Source organism: Vibrio sp. B1ASS3, from assembly GCF_905175355.1.
In the GTDB taxonomy this organism is placed as follows: domain Bacteria; phylum Pseudomonadota; class Gammaproteobacteria; order Enterobacterales; family Vibrionaceae; genus Vibrio; species Vibrio owensii.
Map to the genome: position 1 here is coordinate 1,774,438 of NZ_HG992743.1, position 23,077 is coordinate 1,797,514.

At 40.3% G+C, this 23,077-nt stretch carries 17 protein-coding genes and 4 pseudogenes; 6 read left to right on the forward strand and 15 right to left on the reverse strand.

Features of this window, described 5'->3' with window-relative positions; all coding sequences use genetic code 11:
* Positions 1 to 99: 99 nt before the first annotated feature.
* From KJB05_RS26175 to KJB05_RS26200, 6 genes are read right to left on the reverse strand one after another with little or no spacing between them, the layout of a single operon-like run.
* Positions 100 to 894, reverse strand: coding sequence for a LysM peptidoglycan-binding domain-containing protein (locus tag KJB05_RS26175; RefSeq protein ID WP_208446347.1), 795 nt, complete (start codon positions 892 to 894; stop codon positions 100 to 102).
* A gap of 15 nt (positions 895 to 909) precedes the next feature.
* Positions 910 to 1,956, reverse strand: coding sequence for a hypothetical protein (locus tag KJB05_RS26180; protein ID WP_208446346.1), 1,047 nt, complete (start codon positions 1,954 to 1,956; stop codon positions 910 to 912).
* Positions 1,956 to 2,687: a hypothetical protein gene (locus KJB05_RS26185; protein ID WP_208446345.1), complete on the reverse strand. Its 732-nt coding sequence runs from the start codon at positions 2,685 to 2,687 to the stop codon at positions 1,956 to 1,958. Before KJB05_RS26185 ends, KJB05_RS26180 begins: the two co-directional genes overlap by 1 nt.
* Positions 2,680 to 5,409: a TcfC E-set like domain-containing protein gene (locus KJB05_RS26190; protein WP_208446344.1), complete on the reverse strand. Its 2,730-nt coding sequence runs from the start codon at positions 5,407 to 5,409 to the stop codon at positions 2,680 to 2,682. Before KJB05_RS26190 ends, KJB05_RS26185 begins: the two co-directional genes overlap by 8 nt.
* Positions 5,406 to 5,882, reverse strand: a complete 477-nt coding sequence (locus tag KJB05_RS26195) for a hypothetical protein (RefSeq protein ID WP_208446343.1) — start codon at positions 5,880 to 5,882, stop codon at positions 5,406 to 5,408. The genes KJB05_RS26190 and KJB05_RS26195 overlap by 4 nt, the downstream gene beginning before the upstream one ends.
* Positions 5,883 to 5,942: 60 nt before the next feature.
* Entirely contained in the window at positions 5,943 to 6,464 is a 522-nt protein-coding gene (locus tag KJB05_RS26200) for a hypothetical protein (RefSeq protein WP_208446342.1), read from the reverse strand.
* 224 nt (positions 6,465 to 6,688) lie between these two features.
* Here KJB05_RS26200 and KJB05_RS26205 point away from each other — a divergent pair.
* Positions 6,689 to 7,799 (forward strand): annotated as a pseudogene (locus KJB05_RS26205) (ISAs1 family transposase).
* 26 nt (positions 7,800 to 7,825) lie between these two features.
* Here the strand turns inward: KJB05_RS26205 and KJB05_RS26210 are convergent.
* From KJB05_RS26210 to KJB05_RS26240, 7 genes and pseudogenes are all read right to left on the reverse strand, one after another.
* A complete protein-coding gene (locus KJB05_RS26210; protein ID WP_208446341.1) occupies positions 7,826 to 9,877 on the reverse strand; it encodes a response regulator in 2,052 nt (683 codons plus the stop codon).
* A 9-nt stretch (positions 9,878 to 9,886) separates the two neighbouring features.
* A complete protein-coding gene (locus KJB05_RS26215; RefSeq protein ID WP_208446340.1) occupies positions 9,887 to 10,216 on the reverse strand; it encodes a hypothetical protein in 330 nt (109 codons plus the stop codon).
* Between the two features lie 13 nt (positions 10,217 to 10,229).
* Positions 10,230 to 10,910, reverse strand: coding sequence for a response regulator transcription factor (locus tag KJB05_RS26220; protein WP_208446339.1), 681 nt, complete (start codon positions 10,908 to 10,910; stop codon positions 10,230 to 10,232).
* A 115-nt stretch (positions 10,911 to 11,025) separates the two neighbouring features.
* Positions 11,026 to 11,526 (reverse strand): annotated as a pseudogene (locus KJB05_RS26225) (transposase); the annotation flags it as partial.
* 178 nt (positions 11,527 to 11,704) lie between these two features.
* Positions 11,705 to 12,616, reverse strand: a complete 912-nt coding sequence (locus tag KJB05_RS26230; RefSeq protein ID WP_208446338.1) for a helix-turn-helix transcriptional regulator — start codon at positions 12,614 to 12,616, stop codon at positions 11,705 to 11,707.
* A 175-nt stretch (positions 12,617 to 12,791) separates the two neighbouring features.
* A pseudogene (locus KJB05_RS26235) lies at positions 12,792 to 13,574 on the reverse strand (IS5 family transposase); the annotation flags it as partial.
* 55 nt (positions 13,575 to 13,629) lie between these two features.
* Positions 13,630 to 14,550 (reverse strand): IS5 family transposase, encoded by a 921-nt coding sequence (locus KJB05_RS26240; RefSeq protein WP_213053073.1) that lies wholly within the window; start codon positions 14,548 to 14,550, stop codon positions 13,630 to 13,632.
* Between the two features lie 422 nt (positions 14,551 to 14,972).
* Here KJB05_RS26240 and malI point away from each other — a divergent pair.
* Positions 14,973 to 15,857 (forward strand): annotated as a pseudogene (gene malI / locus KJB05_RS26245) (Mal regulon transcriptional regulator MalI); the annotation flags it as partial.
* On the opposite strand, the gene KJB05_RS26250 reads toward malI, so the two are convergent.
* Entirely contained in the window at positions 15,854 to 16,594 is a 741-nt protein-coding gene (locus KJB05_RS26250) for a DNA-binding transcriptional regulator YciT (RefSeq protein WP_005436345.1), read from the reverse strand. The pseudogene malI and the gene KJB05_RS26250 overlap by 4 nt on opposite strands.
* Before the next feature lie 91 nt (positions 16,595 to 16,685).
* Positions 16,686 to 17,075, reverse strand: coding sequence for a VOC family protein (locus KJB05_RS26255; RefSeq protein ID WP_017189619.1), 390 nt, complete (start codon positions 17,073 to 17,075; stop codon positions 16,686 to 16,688).
* Between the two features lie 158 nt (positions 17,076 to 17,233).
* On the opposite strand from KJB05_RS26255, the gene KJB05_RS26260 reads away from it, so the two are divergent.
* The 4 genes from KJB05_RS26260 (at position 17,234) to KJB05_RS26275 (ending at position 22,969) form a co-directional block, all read left to right on the forward strand.
* On the forward strand, positions 17,234 to 17,713 hold the full coding sequence (locus KJB05_RS26260; RefSeq protein ID WP_038894437.1) for a peptide-methionine (S)-S-oxide reductase: 480 nt from the start codon (positions 17,234 to 17,236) through the stop codon (positions 17,711 to 17,713).
* A 450-nt stretch (positions 17,714 to 18,163) separates the two neighbouring features.
* On the forward strand, positions 18,164 to 18,604 hold the full coding sequence (locus tag KJB05_RS26265) for a PTS sugar transporter subunit IIA (RefSeq protein WP_009697925.1): 441 nt from the start codon (positions 18,164 to 18,166) through the stop codon (positions 18,602 to 18,604).
* An 11-nt stretch (positions 18,605 to 18,615) separates the two neighbouring features.
* Positions 18,616 to 20,016: a fructose-specific PTS transporter subunit EIIC gene (locus KJB05_RS26270; protein WP_005453038.1), complete on the forward strand. Its 1,401-nt coding sequence runs from the start codon at positions 18,616 to 18,618 to the stop codon at positions 20,014 to 20,016.
* Between the two features lie 121 nt (positions 20,017 to 20,137).
* On the forward strand, positions 20,138 to 22,969 hold the full coding sequence (locus KJB05_RS26275) for a GH92 family glycosyl hydrolase (protein WP_017818465.1): 2,832 nt from the start codon (positions 20,138 to 20,140) through the stop codon (positions 22,967 to 22,969).
* Positions 22,970 to 23,077 lie beyond the last annotated feature (108 nt).

Below are 23,077 nucleotides of genomic sequence, written 5' to 3' on the forward strand. Positions count from 1 at the left end.
CTTTTACTATAAGATCGAACAGTTTTCTAAGAATAAAATAGTCGTATTAATTCTATAAAAATGCCTCTTCTAAATGATCTAGGGAGGCATGTTATATTGCTATTTATACAACCTAATCGTCTCTTTAGGATATATTTGGTCAACCCTACTTGTTACAAATACGTTAAGTTCGATAATTTCCTCAAAGGTATTACAATTTTCTCTTGCTATTTTAAGCAACCAATCACCAGATTTAACCGTGTACGGCACTATCTCCATACCTCTATTTTTACAGCTTGAATCTTTGGCTCGATCTTTGATGTTTTGTGCATTATCTATGATACTGTCATTTATAGTTGGTGTACTTTCTTCAAACTCTTTCAGAGTGTCTTTTTTTGCGTTGGATTTAAATTCATATTCTTTTGATTTATCTTTATTACCGACAGAACCAAACAAATATTTTCCACCTATAACAAAGCTATAACCCAATTCGTTGTAATAGTCGTACCCAACAGTAAGTTCAATATGCTTTGATAACGGATAAAAAAAACCAACCCCTAAGTTAAATGGCTTGTCAAATGTGTTGACGCTGCCCTTGATGTAAACTTTACTTTTATCACCAAGTGGCCTCATCAAAGTGGTGTAAACTTCGGCGACGCTTCTATTATCGGATTCATCTCCTGTCTTTATCGCAGAAAAGCCAAAGCTAATAAAGTTATCAATCTCAAACCCAGCACCAATTTTAAACGCAGCAAAGGTTTCATCTCTATCTTCGTCAACTACTACACCTATGTTAGAGTCTAAGTAAGTATTTGTAACGCCTATCTCACCAGCGATTCCGTTGTTCGGTTGATAACTGAAAACCGACATTGTTAACAAAGCAGCAAGTTGGCTCAATTTGATTTGGTTATTCATATTAGATTCTTTTATTTAAAAAGCAGGCTCTACCATCAGCACTAGTACATCAAGATACTCACCGTCCTCGATCGCCCCCAGATCAATATCCTCATAACTAATTTTGATATCAAAACCAATGTTAGTTGTATTTGTGCCCGAAATGTGCACATCTTTATTAATTACGTATCCTTGCTTTACTAGTGACTGTGTGTCACATCCAAAACACTCAACCGAGTAGGGGATAGTAGCTCCAACCGGCCCGATCATTTCATATTTAGTTCTTAAAGGTTTTAATGAAAGCTTCAAGCCGTTGAGAAACCAACCTTTTGCATTCAATGAATAAGAAGTGTAACCACTCACAGTGTTAGACAAAAGATCATAAAATGGTGCAATGTTCTCATCACCAACCACCATGACATCAGTTACATAGCCAGGCTCGTATTCTATTTGGACGGCTACGTTTTCAGGCTTATATTGCCGAGTCCGGATACCATTTGAGGGTACATAGTAATCGTAGAAACTAGTTACCGATAAACTACCTACATAAACACCTTTGCTTTTCCCTTTAAATGCTTTTCCTAGTTCACTGATGTCTAATGAAACAATCGGGCGTATAAACGAGTATGGATTATAAGCAGCTCCGGAGTTAATCATGTATGAATTTGAATAGGTGCAATAAGCACCACCATATAATCCTAGGTGACTTGAATGCGTTCCGTAACTATTACATATAGGACCAGACTCTGTGGGACCGATTTTAACTTTAGAACCGAGATCGCCTAAATTATATTCGAAACCAACAACGGTCATTGGAACGTTCACTCTTTCACTACCAAAACTCAAAGTAATTTCAGTTGGTGGAAGATTTGCTACGCCCCCTAAGACAAACTCTGTTGTTGGAGCAAGTCCTGTCGCTACGTTCCACTGACTAGGAACAAAAAACTCAGTAACCCCACTACCCGATATTTGTTGCGCATTTTTCCAGTGAAACGCTACACCTTCTAGCTTCCCTTTTAATAACGTCGCCTCTGCGCTAAGAGAAGTTAAAATTAAAATAAACAACGGGAACGTCTTAAACATCAGAGCTCCCTCACATTTTTAAGTTTAACCCTTTCTTGATATTTATCTAGATTTGTATCTAAACGAAGATCAATAGAGTCGCCTTGCATGTTTTCGGGCACTTTCACACTAAGCTTCCTTCCAGGAAGCACCGTAAACGCTTTTGTGCATTCACCAAGATTCTCAGTTTTTGTATTCGCTGGGCAGTTCATAATCCTAGCTTTCAAAAAAGAACGCCCTTTATTTTCAACGGTTACTTCATCATTGTCATATTCTGCTTCGTACTTGATTTCGACATCTTCGATTGGGTTTACAAACACCGAACCGAAACCGACAGCCATTTGAACAGCTTGATCTGGATGTTCATTAGCGTCAAAGTAAGGAGTTGGCACAAACGCTATCTGATAATAACCCTCAATATCATCGTTACAATCAGGTTTACACCTTACCGTTACTTTGAAATCTTTACTCTGACCAACGTCTATGATTGTTCTAGATGGTCTTACATCAATCTCCCAATCATCTATATTGTCTCTGTTATAGGGCGTTTTTTGAATTTCTCCATCTAAAACCTCAAGTTTAGCCATACCAGCATTTAAAAAAATCCTTTTATTCTGAGTATTCTTAATACTGATTGTTGCGCTACCATCCTTATCTGCGACGTTGAATAATGAGCTAATTTCAATAGCTTGAGAACAAAAAGGGACATTCAACAAACCAATCAAAATAATTTTTTTAAATTTGTTATACATTGTCATTTTTTCCTAACTTTGTTTCTAATGTAAGTAAATCTAAGGTAGCATTTTTCTGAAGGACATATGCATCTAATTCTTTAAGAATATTAAGTTGAGCCTGGTTAAAACCATAAGTGCTATCAGCATAAATGAATACACTATCTGCCACTTCAAATATCTTAAATACAATTTTTTTCTTATTAAGCTTATCCTTTATAGAACGAAATTCTTCTCCGGCATTAAAGCTTCCCAAATAAACAAGAGTATCATTTTTGTTTTTGTCATTTAATAAAGATGAAGAGTCGCTCCATTTGTGTTCATTCTGGTTATCTATACCAGGAAGACAGTAACCTTTTGTAAAACGCGCTGTACTTTCTTCATCATATACGCATAAACCTTTTTTAGATACTAACCGGAAAGGTGTATTCTTTTTATAATTAACTCGGAATACTCCATCATCGGTCACTGGTTCAACGCTAACACAACCTTCACCAACGCATTGGAGCGATGGAACAGGTTCGCCGAATACATCATCGAAAATTATCGTCATACTTAACAACTGATTTATTCTTGACTCTAGCTTATAGAAAGATCCTGGAAGTATGTAAGCTTCTAATCTTTTACCTTCGATTTCTACATTGTTTCCTGCATTGTCTAATATCAGTTCAATGTCATTAAACTCACTCAACTTAACAATCGTTGTTTCTTCAATTAACTCTCGAGAACGCCCATAGCCTTTGTCAGACTTCAGAGACATTTTGATGACACTTTCTTCTTTGTTTATATCCGATTTCCTAGTCACCTTGACGAAACTGTCACCCTTTTCGTTGGTTAAATCAATTCCATCTAAAGATAATATCTGTGTCCCACTTATGCCAGTAGAAAATGTTTTACGTCCTCCCTCACCTATATAACCATAAGCATTCAAATTATAATTTTTCGTATGACCGCTTATATTACTCGAAAGCTCACTCTGAAATTTATCACCTCTTTCAATCGACATTCCAAGAGATGTATTACTGTTCCAGTTCCCTTGTTTTTTATTTAAGGTGATGTAATTTGTATTGTGTTCAAAGCCCTCATTGTCAGTGTAAACTGTGTATTGTGTTGATATGTCTTCACTTAAATCTAAAACATACGAGATGTTTGTCGTTAGCTCTGGCTCTTCACTATCATACTTAGCATAACCTACGTTGAGGTCAAGCCTACCTTTCGATAACTTGTAACTCCACCCACTGGCTAATCGGCTCGAGTGATAACTGGTTGTAAAATAACTACTTTCACTTCCATCGTAATTACTCCAGTCATATCTGACATAACCATTACCGCCTAATAAATCGCCATTATATCCGATGCCAAACTCCGTTCTTGAGCTTTCACCGTATAGTTGGTTTGCTAAAGAATATAATTTGTTTTTTTCTTTCTCCACTTCAAACTTACGATAATCGGCGAAAAGACGATAAAAAGAAAAATTAGCATTAAAGTAGTAATCACCATCACTGAATGTGCCTCCACTCGCTTCGATTCTACTATTGCTAAATGGCATGTATGTGGTTCCCACTTGATAATATTGACTATCAAGATCGGCTGTAATGCCTCCACTAATATACAAGTTTTCTAGAAGCCTATAGTTTATTAACGAAGAAAAGTATTTACCGTCGTAATCTTCATTATCCGTTTCAGTGTTTCTTTTTAATTTACCGAGAGAAATAGCATAGTCTATTTCACCTTTTCTCAGGCTAAACTCATTATTATTTACTACATTTCGCCTCTCTTCCAGAACAATCTGCCCTGAAACTTTCAGCAACAGTTTCACTGAATACATCCCTTTTGGAAGCTCAGAGTAACTAACAAACTGCTTGCCGGTAGAAACCACTTTGTTTAAGATAAGATGCTCGTCTCGATAAACCTCTAACTGACCATTTGCAGGCGCGTAGAAGTAAATTCTCTGTACTGAATCAGAACTACCCTTTAATAAGTTTGCACTACTAGCAAAACGAACCGCATCTCCAGAATACGAAGCGCCGTTATTTAAATAATCTGTCGTATTTACTTCCGGGTTATAACGTTCTCTACCGAACTGAAACCGCATATCTTCATATTCAACATCGTAAAGTGCTTTATATACTTCCCCCGAATTCTCTCCAAGCTGGTATTCGCTGTCAAATGACAATGTACCTAAAGGTAACCCTACAGTTGTTTCGCTATTAATTGAAAGATTTTCTTCACCTTCTAAATTAGTAAAACCATAAACATTCATCCAGTTAACAACAGCACCATTTTTATTGTACGGTGAATTAAACTCGATAGTCTCGTTACTTTCAATCGCGGTTGACGGTATAAATAACTTGAGTATTGAATTATCAAAATCAAATATATACTTAGTCTCTCTTCCTTCAGGTATCAAAATACATTTATCCAACTTCCCCTCACAACCTGAATCAGTGCTAACTCCTGAAACTAGTTCATGCAATATTTTTCTGTAAGCTTCTTCTTTTAGGCCAATCTTATCTAAGTATGTCAAAACCGAATGATAACTATTCGAGTTTTCTTCAATACGAAAACTCTCATAGTTTATATAGGCATCTACGTCTATACTACGCAATTCTCCACTAACTATGATTTGAATAGGCTGCCTAGTTTCGACAAAAAAGTCACTAAACTCTTCTGGATATTCATAAGCTTGGATAGGAGGTGAGGTTATTGTCAGTAACATCAAGAAAATGCCTAACTTATTCATATAACAGCCTCCACAAATACAGAAGCACTTCCGGTGCAGTGTATACTTTTTTCTTTTTGAAGAATTATCGGAAATATAAAACTTAAGGAATGATTTTTAAAACTATAACTTCCATCATGGGAGTCAAAGCTTATTTTTTTCACGACATCCCCTACATTTATATCTCTTTCATCTAATTTAAAATTAAGATTGATAAAATCACTTTCGCATTTACTCGAACTTTGAATCAGTGATAAGTTATACAATGAAAAATAAGAACTCGAGGTTTTAACCTTAAATGGAACCTTGAGATCTTTAAATTTTGACGTGGACTCATCATACTTCGCGTTATAAGTATCTTTATCAATTTCAATTTCAATGTTACCGCTACTACCAGACTTAACAATATAAGTTTTAATTGGAAGATCTACTTCTAATGCTCTAACAGACGAAACAGATAACATCAACAATATAACAGTGTAGAAGAACTTCATTTTATCTCCAAAGACTAGTACCTAATGCAAAACACTAGGTACTAGTTAGCTTATTAAAAATTACACGCTGTGTGTAACAAGGATTGTTGCTTGAACAACCACTGATTCACCAGGTTTAACAAAGTCGATTGGATTATCGTTTTGGATCTTTAGTGTTACTTTATCAACTTCTGGAGTGATAGACTCTTTCGAACCTGGTACTACAGACGCACCATTTGCCGTTAGAGTAAATTCTGGCGTAGTTGTGTCAACAGACTGCATAAATGAGCCGCCGTGTGCAAATTCAAATGTTTCCAGCTCCCACTGGTGATCTTTTGCCGTAGGATCTGCTTCTGAAACGCCGAAGCTAATTTCATTAGAACTGATAACATCATACGTACCTGCCGTTGCTGCTTCAGCAAACGCCAACATACCAGAATCAAAATCAACCGTTCCTTTGTTTACGATTGTAGTACTACCTCCAACACTTGCAGGGGTAACCGTCCCCGTCCACACAAATGTCTGTTTCGCTTCATCAGCCATCGCTGCGCCTGCAAAACCAATCATCGCTGTAAGCGCACACACCTTAAATACGTTTTTCATCTTTTTCTCCATCATAAACATAATTTTTAATTTACCACCTCGGTCTAAGTTACCCCGACCTTTGATGTTTCCATATTTAATCACTCTCCCCCCCTCACTGTGTAACAAAAAGGAATCAAAAGTTCACAAACATGTAGATACTCCCATGCATATACCAGAGGGGGGATCGCACTTTGTTAACTAATGTGATCTAATGGTGCTAAACCCGCAGAAATACAGTCATTTTGAACCTTATAGAACACTTATCTGTCTTAAGAGATTCTCGATCGGACATCAATCAGAAACACGACCTTATTGATGTGATGTTCCTTGTGATTAGCGCTATCGAACCGGGATGTGAAGGTTGGCAAGATATTGAATTTTATGGAGAAGAAAAGCTCGATTGGTTAAGAAAATATAAACCATTCAAACATGGTATCCCACGTAGGCACACGATAGCTCGCATATTGTGCTCCGTTGTTGCGGAATCTTTGCTAGATTGGATAAATGAACAACGAACGACTCAGAGCAAACCCATTATCGCATTTGATGGGAAGGTCCTACGCAGCCCCTATCGTAACAACAGAAATACAGCATTACAGCTAGTAACGGCTTACGACACTGAGCGTGGTCTCAAGCCAAAAGCCGACTGAAACTAAAAACGGTGAGATAAGCATTGTTCGGCAAATGCTTGATGTTATAAATGTAAAGGGAAGCGTTGTTACAGTTGACGCATTGCATTGTCAGCATGAAACACTAGAAAAAATCAAAGAAAAACAAGCGCATGATGTTGCTCAGGTTAAGAACAATCAGCCAAAGCTCAGAACGGATGTTGTGGAGCAATTCCAGACGGTTTTTGATGCGGGCAAAGAGAAAATAGTCACTGAAATTATAGAGAAAAAACATGCTCGTAGCGAAGAGCGATACGTGTTTCAGCTAAAAGCCAAACTGCCCGATAACTGAGCGGAGAAATGGCCGACCGTAAGAAGCATCGCAGCAGTGGAACGCCATCGAGTGACCAACGGAAAAGGCACGGTAGACTATTAGTTTGCTGTCGCCAAACCACAAACTTCTAGGCCACTATATTCGCCAGCATTGGCGGATTAAAAACAGTCAACATCATGTTTTAGATGTTTTTTTAAAGAGGATAGCTCTCGTATCACTTTAGATGGTGCCGTTGCAAACATCGCGTTCTTTAGACGTTTTCTTATGAACATGCTCAAACAATGTGACTGTAGTGCTCCAAGCCAAGAAGTAAAGCTGGGGAAAGCGGGTTGGAACGATGATTATAGGGTAAGAGTGTTAAATTCATCAAAGCATGCTCCCGCCCTGCTAGTGCTGAAAAGTCAGGATTAATAGCGATGACTTAAACCAATCTCAGGTTATTTAGTTCCTGCAGTTTGTGTCGCAAAATCCAATTCGTTCAGCAAATTATAGAAATCATCAATAGTGTAAGGTTTTTGTAAGAATCCGTTAAACTCACAGCCTTTTAACTTGTCCAGCACTTCAGATTCCATATGGGCACTAGATGCAATAATTATCACGTCTTTATCAAAGCTCCTTATACTTTTTATGGCATCAAAGCCATTTACTTTAGGCATTTGCAAATCCATAATTATTAGATCAAAAGAGCGATTTTTTTTATATAATTCAATAGCCTCACTTCCATCTTTAGCAAACTCAGCATATATGCCTAGTTTAGTTACTATTCGTTCTATTATCTTTATATTCATTGCGTAATCTTCCGCAATCAAAACCTTTAGGTTTAAACCTTTTAAATCAGAACCAACACTATTGGACGAATCAATTTTAGAAGTATAATCTAGTATATTGAAAATATTCACACGATCTTTGGCCTTATTACAAATCCCATTGTCTTTAGGTATGGAAAATAACTTATTACTGATGGAATACTTTTTAATATATATATTATCTTGATAGTTTTTAGGTTTAAAATCAAAGTTAATATTTTTAAGCTTACCTTCAAAATGCGTATTTTTTATAGACAAGAAACATAGTGTTCCTTTATGTTTCTTGCTTCTTATTTTAAAGACTCCTCCCAAAGAGTCTGAAAATTTTTTAACTACATATAAGCCTAATCCAGAACTGCCACTTGATATATCATAGTCAACTTGTCTAAATGGCTTAACAATATCTTCTAGTAATTCACTCTCAATACCTATTCCATTATCAAACACACTAAAAATAAGTTGTTCATCTCTTAAGAGAAACCTAATTTTAATAATCCCACTAAAATGAATTGCTTTTATTGAATTAGATATAACATTCAAAATAGCTCTTCTCAACTTCACTTCATCGGTTTCGAATTTTTGAGGAAAATCTTTGTCATAAATAAAGTAAACATCTATATTTTTATCTCCGATTAACCCTACAATATTTGTAACCAAAGAGTCGACAAAGTCTTTAGTAGACACGATGCTCAGAACATTCTCAATATTAGATTCCAATTTAGAAATAGTTAAAATATTATTAACAAGATCCGTCATTTCATTCAAAAGAGGGCTAAGATAAGCTATATATTCATTTCTTTTAACGTAATCCTTCTCATTTCGGATCAACCCTATGCAACCTAACATTGCATTTAATGGAGTTCTTAACTCATGACTCATTACATTCAAAAAGTTTGTTTTTTCTTTTATTTGTTCTCGCATATATTGTTGTAATTTTTTAGCGTCACTTTCTACCCTTATAAATTCACGTATTAATAGATTAAAATCTGAAAAAGAACTATTTATATTTGATATCTTTTCCATTTTATTTTCAGAGATGTACGTTGAAGCATAAACAATCGGATTAAGTAAACCCGTGAATAGAAGAAAAATAACATAGAAACAAAGTACAACCAAAATTAAAATGTTAACCGATTGAATTGATTGTATAATATCAAGTTTATGTACTCTCTTACTTTGCCCTTCCTTTAAGTAATCAATCCAATAACTTGTAATTTTGTCATATTCTTTTGTTAAATCAGACCATTCCCTCCAATAAACTTTGAAATCACCATCTGCATTTCTGTATAATTCATTATTTAACCTACTATAAAATAAATATGATTTATTATTTATTATTTCAAATTCATCTTTTCCCATAAAAGGCTGAGTCAATATTCTATCGTTTTTAAGATGTGAAAAAAACTTTGATCGAGCCGAAGTTAAGTCTTTTGAAATGCGATTTAAACTCAATAAATCTTCAAAGCTAACGTCATTTTTAGAATGTAATTCAAAAACCTTACTTTTGTAATAACTTTCAGAAGAGTGTAATTTTAATAAACCATTAAATATATTTATAGCATATTCATTGGCCCATTCCATATCTCTCACGAGTTGATTTGAATAGATTTTTAAAACAACAATCATTATAATAAAAATAGGTAAAGTCACTAATATATAAATAATTTTATTTTTAGTCTTCATATTTACCACTCATTTCCTCAAAATCAGTAAAATATCCTGAAGATAACTAAGAATCGCTTTTGTTGATTTTTTATACAGATAGTAATTAATTACATAATCATCAGTATAAGTAATTGTTTTTATATAGCACGACAAAGAATTTAAGCCCATCAAACCACTACTTCCGGTCAGTTTATGCAAAGATCTTTGCATTTCATCTTGCAATACAAAAAAATCACTTTTAAAACAAGTATTATTCCCAAGTTTTAATATTTCATTGTAAAAAGTCAACACTAATTCATTAGCTTCGATAGCATCACCGAAACATACGTGTTCCAATAAATAGTTTACTTCCGTCACTCTCATTATACCTTTATTCCGAATTAAATATTAACTTGTACCCTTTCCCTCTGATAGCCTCAAGTGTCAATCCATTATTGCTTTTTTCTTTAATTTTCTTTCTTAATCTACTCATAGATAAGTCTAATGACCTGCTCCAACCATCATAACCCTGTCCCTGGGTAACATAACTCAATTCATCTCTATCAGCAAAATACCCCTCTTGACTGATAATATAGAAAAGTATGGCTGCTTCTTTTTTAGTAAGCTTTACTTCTATGCCTTTATATTTTAGCAATCTTTCATTTTTGTCTACTAAAAATTTTCCATTATTTTCTTTTTTGTTTTTTTTGCTATCTTTATTTTTCAGTAAACGTTCAACTCTAAAAATTAATACATCAAGCCCCCTTTCTTTTAACAAAAAATCATCAGCACCTATAGCTAAACTTGTTAGCTCTATCTTTTTATTTTCTTTTGCAGTGTAAACAACAATTGGACAATGTAATACACTTTTTAACTTTTCGAATGAGTCGAGACTTGAGCCTGATGGTAAAGTTACATCAAAGATAGCGAGATCAAATTCATTTTCTACAGCCGCATAGTAACTTGACGATAAGTCAAATGATTGAATTACGATATACCCTTCACTCTCAAACCTGTTCTTTATTATCCTTGAGGTAAATAAATCATCTTCTAACAATAATATCTTCTTCATTATTACTCCCGTTATGTTGATCTTGTAAATTACCTCCTTCTAAGAAAGGGGGCTTTGTTGCTCAATCAAGTGAGTATACATGTTAACCACGTATGATATCATAATAATTGCTTATGTCAAAATCGCCACCGCCTGATATCTCATTGATTTTGCTGAATTTCTGCTTAAAGCAAGTTGGGAAGCACTTCAGCATCGATTACGTTAGATAAGCTCTGCTCTGCTGCGACTATTTCGTGGGTGCTGGTATTTACTGCGATATACAACTTACGCTTCCCGTCAGTACCATGCTTCTTAACCTTCCATTCACCTTCGCTATAAACCTTGAGACCAGTGGCGTCAATTGTATCGCACCTCTAGTTTTGAAACTTCGACTTCCTTAGTTCGACGGCTTAATACAGGTGTAGTGGGGACAAACTAGGGGATGTTAGCTAGTTTAATACTGAGTCTAGAAAAACTTGCTGCGCTCTCAATGGCATAGAGAAAACATGTTTCACCATCAGTGTAATAGTAATAGCTAAGTCACTGCATCGACGAGGTCTTCCACGCTTACGTTGTTTTTCTTGCTTCCACTCGGCTATCGCTTCCAGTTAGCTGTTTTGTAACGAGGTGTAGGCATGAGGCTACGAAGATTGATGGGTGTAGTCGAGCAGGTCGTAGCTTCTTGATTTAGTTCCATCGACTTGAGCAACAAAGCCACTAAAAACTGAAATATGACATTGTCACAATTAGCGATTCACTTTGAGAGACGCTTGGATTGTATCCTAAATATCTAAGATATTGAATTCTTAACACCATCAGTGATGGTTATTGACAATGTGTGCTTTGGTTGCTTTTTTGAACATAAATGCTCTTATCGTTATAATTGCTACAATTAGGTCTATAGGCTGAAAGGAATAGGCTAGCCATTCATAATTTTTTGTTGAGTATTTCAGACCTTGATTAGCATTCGTTTGTGGTCCAAAGGATGAAACCCTTCCTCCTATTTTTTCCAATAGTTTGGATGCCTCATTTGAGCTACAGATGTATAAGACGTGCTCGAGAATATCTAAGTTATTACACAACCACTCTTGTAACAATTTCAGCTGTTTTTCGAGTAAATTATCTTGAGCAGCATATTGTGATGCGATGATACAAATCGATGAATTATCTTCTGTTTTTATAAGATTAGTGCGATATACTGTTTTATCCAACTGCTCTTTAGTAGCCATTGATATTACAATGTGTCCTATCGGAACATTAAATTTGTTTGTATAAAGTGTGATTTTTGGATTGAACTCATCTTCTAGCAATCCATCTCGATTGTCTTTCGAAAAAAAATGCCTATAAGATTTTACAAAATATTCAGGGCACTCCTTTTTTGACGTATATTCAGCTATATTATTCCTTGTACACGTGTTGTAAAATATATCACCAGCGCAAGCTATATGACCATATTTTCTGCCCAATAGATTTTCAAATTCTGATCTGTATTTAACTCCTTTAAAAATAACCTGCTCTGCTTCTTTACTGAGCCCTAGCATCAAGAGAATTTTTGCGGCTTTGCGTAGGTTAGGTGTAGTTTTCCCACTTTCCCATCTTGAGTAGGTACACGAGTCAAGCTTTTGACATTCGTTAATTTTACAACTTGATAAGTCACTTACTAATTCTAATTGTGTTTTGTTTTTCTCTTTCCTGTACTTACGTAATATCGTAGAAAAATCGTTCATATATTTATCTTGCATAGTGGTAGAAGACTTACATATTAGCTTACTACTAATATACAATAGCATATGTTTCAGTTTTGCATCATACGGAGCTTTGATGCGTGATTCATTTCCTAAGCTTAGGGGCGTTATTGATCAAATCATCTTGAAGGTCAACGACACCATATGTAGCTAAACGTTAGCTTCGAACAGGCATGCCTAGTCCTATGACTTTGTTTATCGCTTTGACATTCGCCATGATTTCACCCACTTGAGCGTTGTAACATCTCAAGCTCAATTTACCGCTTGTTAGTCCTTTATATCGTGACATTGCGGTCTCAGATATTGAGCGATAGTGATAACCAGACTCGGATTTCCACTCCGCTATTCTTCCGTTTTTCAGAGCCTCTACTGCTTCATTTCTGGGATGCCCATCTTCCCAAAACGCTGCATTCTTTCGAGGTGGTATTAACGGAGTACAACCTTTATTTTTCAGAGTATTGTGGCAACTTTTTGTGTCGTATGCTCCGTCAGCAGATACAGCATCGATCTTTCTACGTAAAGGGTTAAGCAACGTTGGCAGCACCTCGCTATCACCAACATTGACCAGACTGAGCTCGGCACTAATGGCTTCATGGGTATCTACATTAACGGCTAAGTGCAGCTTGCGCCATGTTCTACGTTTTTCGGCACCGTGTTTCTTCACTTTCCACTCACCCTCTCCAAAGACTTTAAGGCCAGTTGAGTCAATGGCTATATGACGAATAGCCCCTTTAGATTTATTACGGTATTTGACCTGGACTGTTTTCGAGCGTTTACTGATACAGGTGTAGTCTGGGGACGTCAGCGGCGCATCCAATAACTTAAAGATAGAGTCGATAAAACCTTGAAGAGCACGCAATGGTAGTGAGAATATTCCTTTAATCATCAAGGCAGTATCAATCGCTGTATCAGAGTATTGAAAGCCTCTACCACGTTTACCAGGCTTTGTTGCTTAATTCGGTGAGAAGACATGGCAGTCCCATGTTGAACGCTTCTTAAACAACATACTGAGTTTCAGGCATACCAAGCCCTGTTAGCTTGTTCAGCGCTTTGATCATGGCATAAGTTTCGCCAACCTGAGCGTTGTAGTTTCTTAAGCTTAATTTTCCACCTAACAACTGTTTCACCCGATGCATTGTTGTCTCTGATAGTGAGCGCTTATGATAGCCATACCGCTTTTTCCACTTCTCGTTGGAACCGTAGAGCTTCTGGCAACCTACTGCTAAATTTCGAGGGTGTCCTTGCTCCCAGAAGGCTGCCCCTTCTCGTGGCGGAATGAGCGGAACTGCTCCCTTGATTCGTATAGCATCGTGACAACTCCTTGTGTCATAAGCACCATCACCTGATATCTCGATGATTTTACGACGTGTCTGCTTGAGTAAGTTGGGGAGCACTTCGGCATCGGTTACGTTCGATAAACTCAGCTCTGCTGCGATTATCTCGTGGGTGCTCGTATCTACTGCGATATGCAACTTACGCCATACTCTGCGCTTCCCATCAGTACCATGCTTCTTAGCCTTCCATTCACCTTCGCCATAAACTTTGAGGCCAGTGGCATCAATTGCCAGGTGTTGTATCGCACCTCTGGTTTTAGTTTTAAATGAAATCTCAACTTCCTTGGCTCGACGGCTTATACAGGTGTAGTGTGGACAAACTAGCGGGATATTAGCTAGCTTAAATACAGAGTCTAGAAAACCTTGTAGCGCTCTCAATGGCATAGAGAAAATGCGTTTCACCATCAGTGCAGTAGTAATGGCTAAGTCGCTGAACCGGCGAGGTCTACCACGCTTGCCTTGTTTGTTTTGTTTCCACTCAGCTATCGTTTCCTCATCAATCCAAAAGGTCAGAGAACCACGGTTGATTAAGGCTTTGTTGTACTGCTTCCAGTTAGTTGTTTTGTAACGAGGTTTAGGCATGAGGCTACGACGATTGATGGGTGTAGCCGATCAGATCGTAGCTTCTAGATTTAGTTCCATCGATTTAAGCAACAAAGCCCAACAACGCCTTTATTGTCAACTAACAAAGCAAATTTCAGGCATACCAATCCCCAGAACGCAGCCCCTTCTCTTAACTTTATCTTAATCACGAATCTAGTATTCGAACAGTTTGGCTTTTCGGTTACTGACCGAGATAACATCTAACCTTTTATCGCTTAGGCGTTCAAAAACACCGCTAGAAGGTTGTTCCAATCTGTAGCTCTCTTTCTGATTAAAAGGAACGCGAGCGGGTTGGTGTTTTTGCCCACGCTTAGTAATATCTCGGCTCCATAGTTGTGGCTCTATGAGACCTCAAATGGTCAGACTTTGTGGGGCAAAAAGTATAGTAGAATGTGCGCAGAGAGCTCGGCTATATCCGTAACCGTGCCGCTGCCAACCTACGATCCAATTCCAGCGAAATCATTGGATTGATCCTCAAAGACATCAGTGATCCCTATTACGCAGAAGTCGCAGCAGGATTGAGTGAAGAAATCGAGCAGCAAGGTTACATGCTGTTTCTGGCTCAAAGTGGGGATAGCCAAGAAAAGTTTGAGAAGTGTGTATTAACCATGGCACGCCAAGGTGTCGGTGGTATCGCATTTTGCCCGATTGGTGAAAGCCAGCAGTTCAACGTCGAAAACCTCAAGCAACACAATCTGCCAATGGTGTGCATTTCACGCGCTTCGGTGGATAAGCAAATCGACTATGTAGGGCCAGACAACATGTACGCAGCCAAGTTGGCGACGGAGCATCTGGTTAAGCAAGGTCATCGCAGAATCGCTTATGTCGGCGGTGCGAGCAGTTCTTTGTGTCGTGCTGAGCGTATTGGGTATTGTTCAACTCTGATGCAGTTTGGTTTGCCTTTCAAACCAGAGTGGGTGGTCGAATGTGAGAAAAGCCAAGCATCTGCCGCTCAAACTGTGCAGCAATTGTTGTTGGAGCATCCACAGATTACCGCGGTTCTTTGTCACCATTCCTCGACGGCACTAGGCGCGGTTTATGGCATACATCGAGCAGGGAGATCCATCGGTAAAGATCAGTTTATCGGCGAGCAAGTCTCGGTAATTGGTTTTGATGACGTTGAAGAAGCAGAGTTAATTGAACCGCCGCTCACCTTCGTTAATTCCAATGCACGAGAGATGGGAAGACAAGCGGCAAAACGATTGATCAATCAATTGAAGCAAGAAGACAGTGAGCCTTACAGCTTGATCCTGCCTCCCAAACTCATTGTTCGTGAGTCGGCTTAACCCAACACCACTTCCACACCTTGCTTTCTCAGTTGTTCGAGGTCGCTTTTCGGAGCGGCTTCGTCGGTTAACAGCACCGAGATTTCACTCGTTTTACCAATCGAAGATGGGTAGATTTGCCCAAACTTGCTTGAGTCCGTCAGTACGATGTTACGACGCTTTTTCGCAATAATGGTTTCAGCGATTTCTGCACGCATCATGTCTCGGCTAGTAAAGCCTGTGTCTTGATGGAAGCCGTCAATACCCAAGAAAGCCGTGCTGAAATGAATGTTCTCAATACACAGCTTAGTCAGCGGTCCAACCAAGCTCTCGCCTTGATGCTGATACACACCACCAAGCAAGATGATGTTGGCTGAAGTGTTTCGGATGAGATGGGCGATGTACGCCGATGGAGTAATGATGGTGACGTCACCACGTTCAGCTAACGTGCGAGCCAAAAGCGCATTAGCACTGCCCCCTTCGATCAATACAGTTTCATTTGGTGATACCAAATCTGCCGCTTTGTTGGCTAACGCTTGTTTGATGTCGAAGCGCACTTCGAGTCGCGTATCAATATCGTCACTTTGTAGCGCCGTCGCAGCGCCATGAACACGCTTTAAGTAGCCTTGTTGCTCAAGGAAGTTCAAATCCTGCCTGATGGTCACGCCCGACACGCCAATGATGTCAGAAAGCTCCGTCACTTGAACGCGTTTGCGGTCATTAACCAATTGCAGGATTTCATTTTGTCTTGAGTTCACAGGCTCGCTCCTTATAGATGAGCTTGCAGTATACGCCCGAACACTTTCATATGAAAGCAGCCTGTGAACGATAGAATTAAGCTAAGTCGCGTTACACCGTAAGCTCAAGACGGTTGCCATCCGGATCTAAGATGCAGCTTTCGTAGTAACCGTCACCTGTTTGTCTCGGGCCGTCGATCCATTGGTAGCCATCATCCACTAAGGTTTTGGTTAATTGATCCACTGCCTGCTCTGATCCTAAGGCGAAGGCAAAGTGTGCTAATCCTGTTACCTGCATCGCATGAGATTTTTCACAGGCGGTCACACCTTCCATCGACATTAACTCCAGTCGTGCACCACTTTCAAACGAAAGAAAGTAAGATGAAAACTGTTTAGTTGGGTTGTGGTATTTGTCGTTAGACACGGCGTTAAAGTATTTCTCATAGAAGGCTTTTAGCTCTTCCAAACGTTCAGTCCAAATCGCGATATGTTCAATTTTCATTAGGATTCCCCCTAGCTCTTAACTGCGTTCAATCTAACGAGGAAAAGCAGCACAAAAAAGAGAGCAAATCACCACCGAGTTGTTCCTGTTTTATGGTTGGAGTTGTGTTTGAGTGAAAGTGATGCCCATAATGGCGCAAAGTTTTTCAGGACAGAATGATGGAAGAAATTTACTTCGCAGGCGGCTGCCTTTGGGGCGTTCAAGAATTTATGCGCCACCTTCCGGGCGTAATTAGCACCGAAGCAGGACGAGCAAATGGCACGACGGACAACACTCAATCCGAATACGATGGCTACGCAGAATGCGTGAAAACCCAGTTCGACCCTGAGCAGGTTTCGGTTGAAACTTTAATCGGGTATCTGTTTGAAATCATCGACCCGCACAGTGTTAACAAGCAAGGTGAAGACGTAGGTGAGAAGTACCGTACTGGTGTCTATAGCCAAAACGAACAACACCTAGCAATTGCTAAAGCGTTTATCGCAGCAAGACCAGATGCCGATAAGATCGCCGTAGAAGTGCTGCCACTCACAAACTACGTACCAAGTGATGATGAGCACCAAGACCGACTCACGCGCTTTCCCAATGACTACTGCCATATCCCGTTAGATTTGCTGCATAAGTACAAGAATCCGTCTTAATGGATTAGCCAAATTCAACGTAGCAACCCTTCCTAACCTCCTCTTGGCTTCAAATTAGGAGCTTACATTCGCCAATGTGTATCAAGGGGAGGAACTAGCTGGGTTCACTATCAGCTCTCCTAAGCGCTTTATTTCTTTTCTCAAAGAGACAGAAAATTACCTTAAAAAAAGGTTATTGGAGGAGCTTTAGCACAAAGCATCTTTTTTATAGCAAAATTGAACCATATTTGATTCCCTTCTCGTTTATTTTCAAGCTTCATTATTAATTTCAAAATAAATGGAATATAAGTCACAATACTAATTCCCTTCTAGCTCATTGATATTAATGACTTCTATCACACTTAGCTCTCAGTGATACAAAAATATAGTTATTGGATTTTTTTTACTATTTCAGAAAACCGTAACATTAATTAAATTTGCCTCATTACTTCAGTACCAATGAGTCAAAAAATGATTACAGAACTAACAAACGTCAATTTAATTAAAGGCAACCTTCAAGCAAATAATAAAAAAGAAGTCTTTGAAGAGTTAGCGCAAATGCTATTCGAAAATAATCGAATCAGCAGCAGAGAGGCTTTTTTAACCGACATCGAAGCGCGTGAAGCATTAAGCGTAACTTCAATGGACGGCATCGCTTACCCACACGCAAAAAGCAAAGCGGTTACAGAGCCTGCAATCGCTGTTGGCGTAAAGCGCGAAGGCATCGAGTATGGCGACGAAGAGGGAGTCAAACCGACCGTATTCTTCATGATTGCCTCACCAGATAACGGTGCCGACCACCATATTTATGTTCTTCAAGAATTATTCGGTAAATTTAGCGAAGAGTTTATTGAAGATATTCATAACGCAAAAGACGAAAACCAAATACTAAATATTTTAATTAATTCATAAGGCGTGAAATTATGAGTACAATCACAGCTCAAGCTAGTAATAATAGCGATTTCAAAAAAATCCTAAGTACCATGAAAGGTCACCTTTTATTCGGTACTTCTCACATGCTTCCATTTATCGTTGCGGGTGGTGTACTACTGGCGCTGGCGGTAATGGCATCAGGTAAAGGTGCGGTTCCTGCGGACGGTTTATTGGCTGATATTTCTAATATCGGTATTAAAGGTCTGGTGCTGTTCCCAATTATTCTTGGTGGCTTCATCGGTTACTCAATTGCAGACAAACCAGCACTAGCGCCAGCGATGATCTCTTCTGGCATCATGGCTGACATGGGCGGCGGCTTCCTTGGTTGTATCGTAGCGGGCTTCATCGCAGGTGGTGTGGTATTCCAACTTAAGAAGATCCCTCTTTCTGCTAACATGACTGCGTTGGGCGCTTACTTCATCTACCCTCTACTAGGTACGCTTATCTCTGCAGGTATCGTTCTATGGGGTATCGGTGAGCCAATCAAGATCTTCATGGCGTCTATGAACGAATTCCTAGCTTCTATGGCTGGCGCTTCTAAAGTGGTTCTAGGTACGATTCTTGGTGGTATGACTGCATTCGATATGGGCGGTCCAATCAACAAAGTAGCAACGCTATTCGCTCAAACTCAAGTTGATACTCAACCATGGCTAATGGGCGGTGTTGGTATCGCAATCTGTACGCCTCCTCTAGGTATGGCACTAGCAACATTCCTATTCAAGAAGAAGTTCACTAAGCAAGAACAAGAAGCAGGTAAAGCAGCAGCAATCATGGGTTCTATCGGTATCTCTGAAGGTGCTATCCCATTCGCAGCAAACGACCCTGTACGCGTTCTTCCTTCAATCGTTGCTGGTGGTATCGTTGGCTGTGTGTTCGGCTTCCTAACAGACGTACTACTACACGCACCATGGGGCGGTCTAATCACAGCTCCTGTATCAAGCAACATCCCAATGTACGTTGTGGGTATCGCACTAGGCTCACTAACAACAGCAGTTATCGTTGGCTTCTGGAAACCAGTTGCAGAAGAAGAAGCAGAAGACGAAATCGTTGAAGCAGCACCTGCACAAGCTCAAGCGGCTCCAGCAGCAGGCGAAGGCGAGTACGACATCGTAGCAGTAACATGTTGCCCATCTGGCGTAGCACACACATTCATGGCAGCGAAAGCACTAGAGAAAGCAGGTGCAGCAGCAGGTCTGAAAATCAAAGTAGAAACTCAAGGTCAAAACGGTATCCAGAACCGCATCACTGACCTAGATGTAGCAAACGCGAAGCTGGTTATTCTAGCTCACGATATCCAAGTAAAAGACGCTCACCGCTTTGCAAAAGCAAACGTTGTTGAGTGTTCAACGAAAGAAGCGATGCGTAACGCAGCGACTCTTGTGAAAGCTTAAACCTTAAGCTCCTCCCCCTAAGAGCCCTTTCCCCCAAAGGGCTCTATTTCAAGTTTTTAAGTTTTAGTAATACCCCTGATTTTTTTAATTATATAACCCTACAATTTACAAGGCTTTAAAAATGAAATTCAAACCTTCCCTACTCGCTTGCGCAGTTCTCAGTGGTCTAGTCGGTCTGACTGGCTGTAACGACGACACAACCAACATTTATGAAGGCGGTGACACCAACCCTGCACTGCCGGATATTCCTGACGGCGGCAAGCCAGTATGTCCTCCAGTTGGCGATGGCGACTGTGATGACAAGCCAAACCCAGAAACACCTGAAATCGACATGGGCGTTCACATCCCAGTAGATTTCGCCGATATGGACGTAACACGCTACGTCAACCCATTCATCGGCACAGGTAACCTAGGCAACACCTACCCTGGTGCAACCACACCACACGGCATGGTGCAGCTTTCTCCAAACAACGGTTCTAACGGCTGGGAATACATTTCAGGCTACTACTACCACGACGCACGTACTTCCGGTTTCTCTCATACTCACCTTTCCGGAGCAGGTGCTGGCGACTTGAACGACATTCTCGTCATGCCAATCAACTCGCGTTCGGATTACATGATTGATGAAGGTTCGGCAACGCTAAACCTAGAAGCGTCTCGCTTCCAACATCGTGACGAGCAAGCGACGGCAGGCTACTACAAAGTCGATCTATTGGATTACGACATCAAAGCTGAGTTGACAGCATCTGATCGCGTTGGTGTACACCGTTACACCTTCCCTCGTGATGAGAAGTCAGAAATCATCGTGAACACTGGCTTCAAAATTAACTGGGACTACACCTCTGATTCTTACTTGAAATGGGACAAAGACAATAACCGTCTAGAAGGTCACCGTTTCTCTGATGGTTGGGCCCCAAGCCAAAAAGAATTCTTCGTGATGGAATTCGACCAGCCAATCAAAAACGTTCGCTTTGCTTACTACGATAAAGAGCAAGGTCGTTACATGGACGTGCCAGAAGGCATTACAGAAATCGGTAACGAAACACGCGGCAAGTACCAATACGCGCGTGCTTACGTAGAGTTCGACACATCCAAAGACGGCTTAACGGTTGAAGCGAAATTGGCGCTATCAAACGTTGAGATTGGCGAAAATGGCAAGTCTGGTGCTTCTCTTAACATGACAGAAGTTGCGGGCATGAACTTCGACCAAGTACGCGAAGCGGCAACGAAGAAGTGGGAAGACGAACTCGGCAAGATCCAAGTCTCTGGCGACGAAGATTACAAACAGACGTTCTACACCGCGATGTACCACTCGTACCTAGGTCAAACCATTCACTCTGACTTAGATGGTCGCTACCGCCAAGTTCACCAAGGTCGCAACGCTTACCCAGATGGCAACACACCTTGGGGTGATAAGATTGATACGCTGAAGGAGTCAATCCGCACTGCCGATGCTAACAAAGATGGCAAAGCAGACTTCACGCGCTACGACACTTTCTCTTTGTGGGATACCTACCGCGCAGTTCAACCGCTGTCTTCGATTCTTGAACCTGACCGCCTAGCAGACGTGGTGCTGTCTATGTTGTCTTACGCTGAAGAAGAATGGGTGGATGACAAAGGCAACGTGCGCAAAGGTCGCCTGCCTGAGTGGACATTCAAAGGCAACGAAACAGGCATGATGATGGGCATGCACTCAACGCCTGTGATTCACGATGTGTTGTCGAAAGGCTCACTAGAAAAACGCATGATCGATCTTGGCTTCACAGAAGCAGAGCGCAAAGACGTTAAAGAACGTTTAGTTGAAGCGATGATCACTGACGCGCGCGCCGCAACGAGCCAAGGCGTAGCATGGATCAAAGAGTACGAAGAACAAGGTTACGTGCCAGCGCAATTGCACGATACTCCACCAGATTCTTACGGCGGTCACTCACCATTTAAAGACTCTTGGACAGCATCTTACTCGCTTGAATACTCAATGAACGACTGGGCAATCGCGCAATCGATCAAGGAAGTCTTCGGTGAAGAAGATCCACGCTACACCGAGTTCGCTAACCGTTCTAAAAACTGGCAAGCGCAATTCGACTTCGGCGGTAAGCAATACCAAGGTTGGTTTAAAGCACGTGACTATGATGGCGAGTTTATCGATGCAGGTTGGGTAGACCCAATCACCGGTCGCGCGGTTGGTAAAGACTGGCGTCCAGACATGTTCAACTGGTCATTCTCTGAATCGAACGGCTGGCAATACTCGTTCAGTGTTCAGCACGACATTCATGGCTTGATTGACCTGATGACACGCTTCGACAAGACACAAAACCCTGAAGCAGAACGCGGTGACTTGTTCGCAGCACGCTTGGATGAGTACTGGTCAACCTACCCAGACCGCAACGCAGGCGACAACCAATTCCCAGTGTTCAACACAGGTAACGTTGGTCAGCACGTGCAAGGTAACGAACCAGATATCCACGTACCGTACCTGTACAACTACGTGGGTCAACCTTGGAAAGGTCAGGCAGCCATCGCCGCAGCAACCAACATTTGCTACAAGAACACCGCTGACGGCATTTGTGGTAACGACGACTTCGGTACGCTCTCTGCGTGGTTCGTGTTCCGTGCACTTGGCTTCTACCCAGTGAACGCTTCTTCTGGCATCTACGAAATCGGTACTCCGCTGTTTGAAAGCGCGTCTATCGATGTCGGCAACAACCAGAAGTTCACGGTGACCGCGAAGAACGTTAGCCGCGAAAACATCTTCATTCAATCGGCTCGCTACAACGGCAAAGACTTCAACCGTACTTACTTGACTCATGACGAAATCATGTACGGCGGTGACTTGGAGTTCGTGATGGGCGACAAACCAAATCAACGTTGGGGCTCTCTAGAACAAGATCTTCCACCAGCACAAGGCATCGGTGAGTTCTTGCATGAAGACGAGATGCCAGCAGGTTCTCGTTAATCCCAATAGTGACAACTCAGCCGGGGGGAGCGCATCTCCCGGCTATTCCTACAAGCAAATTTTATAAGCAGTCCTTTATAAACAGTCTCTTATAAACACTTTTTATAT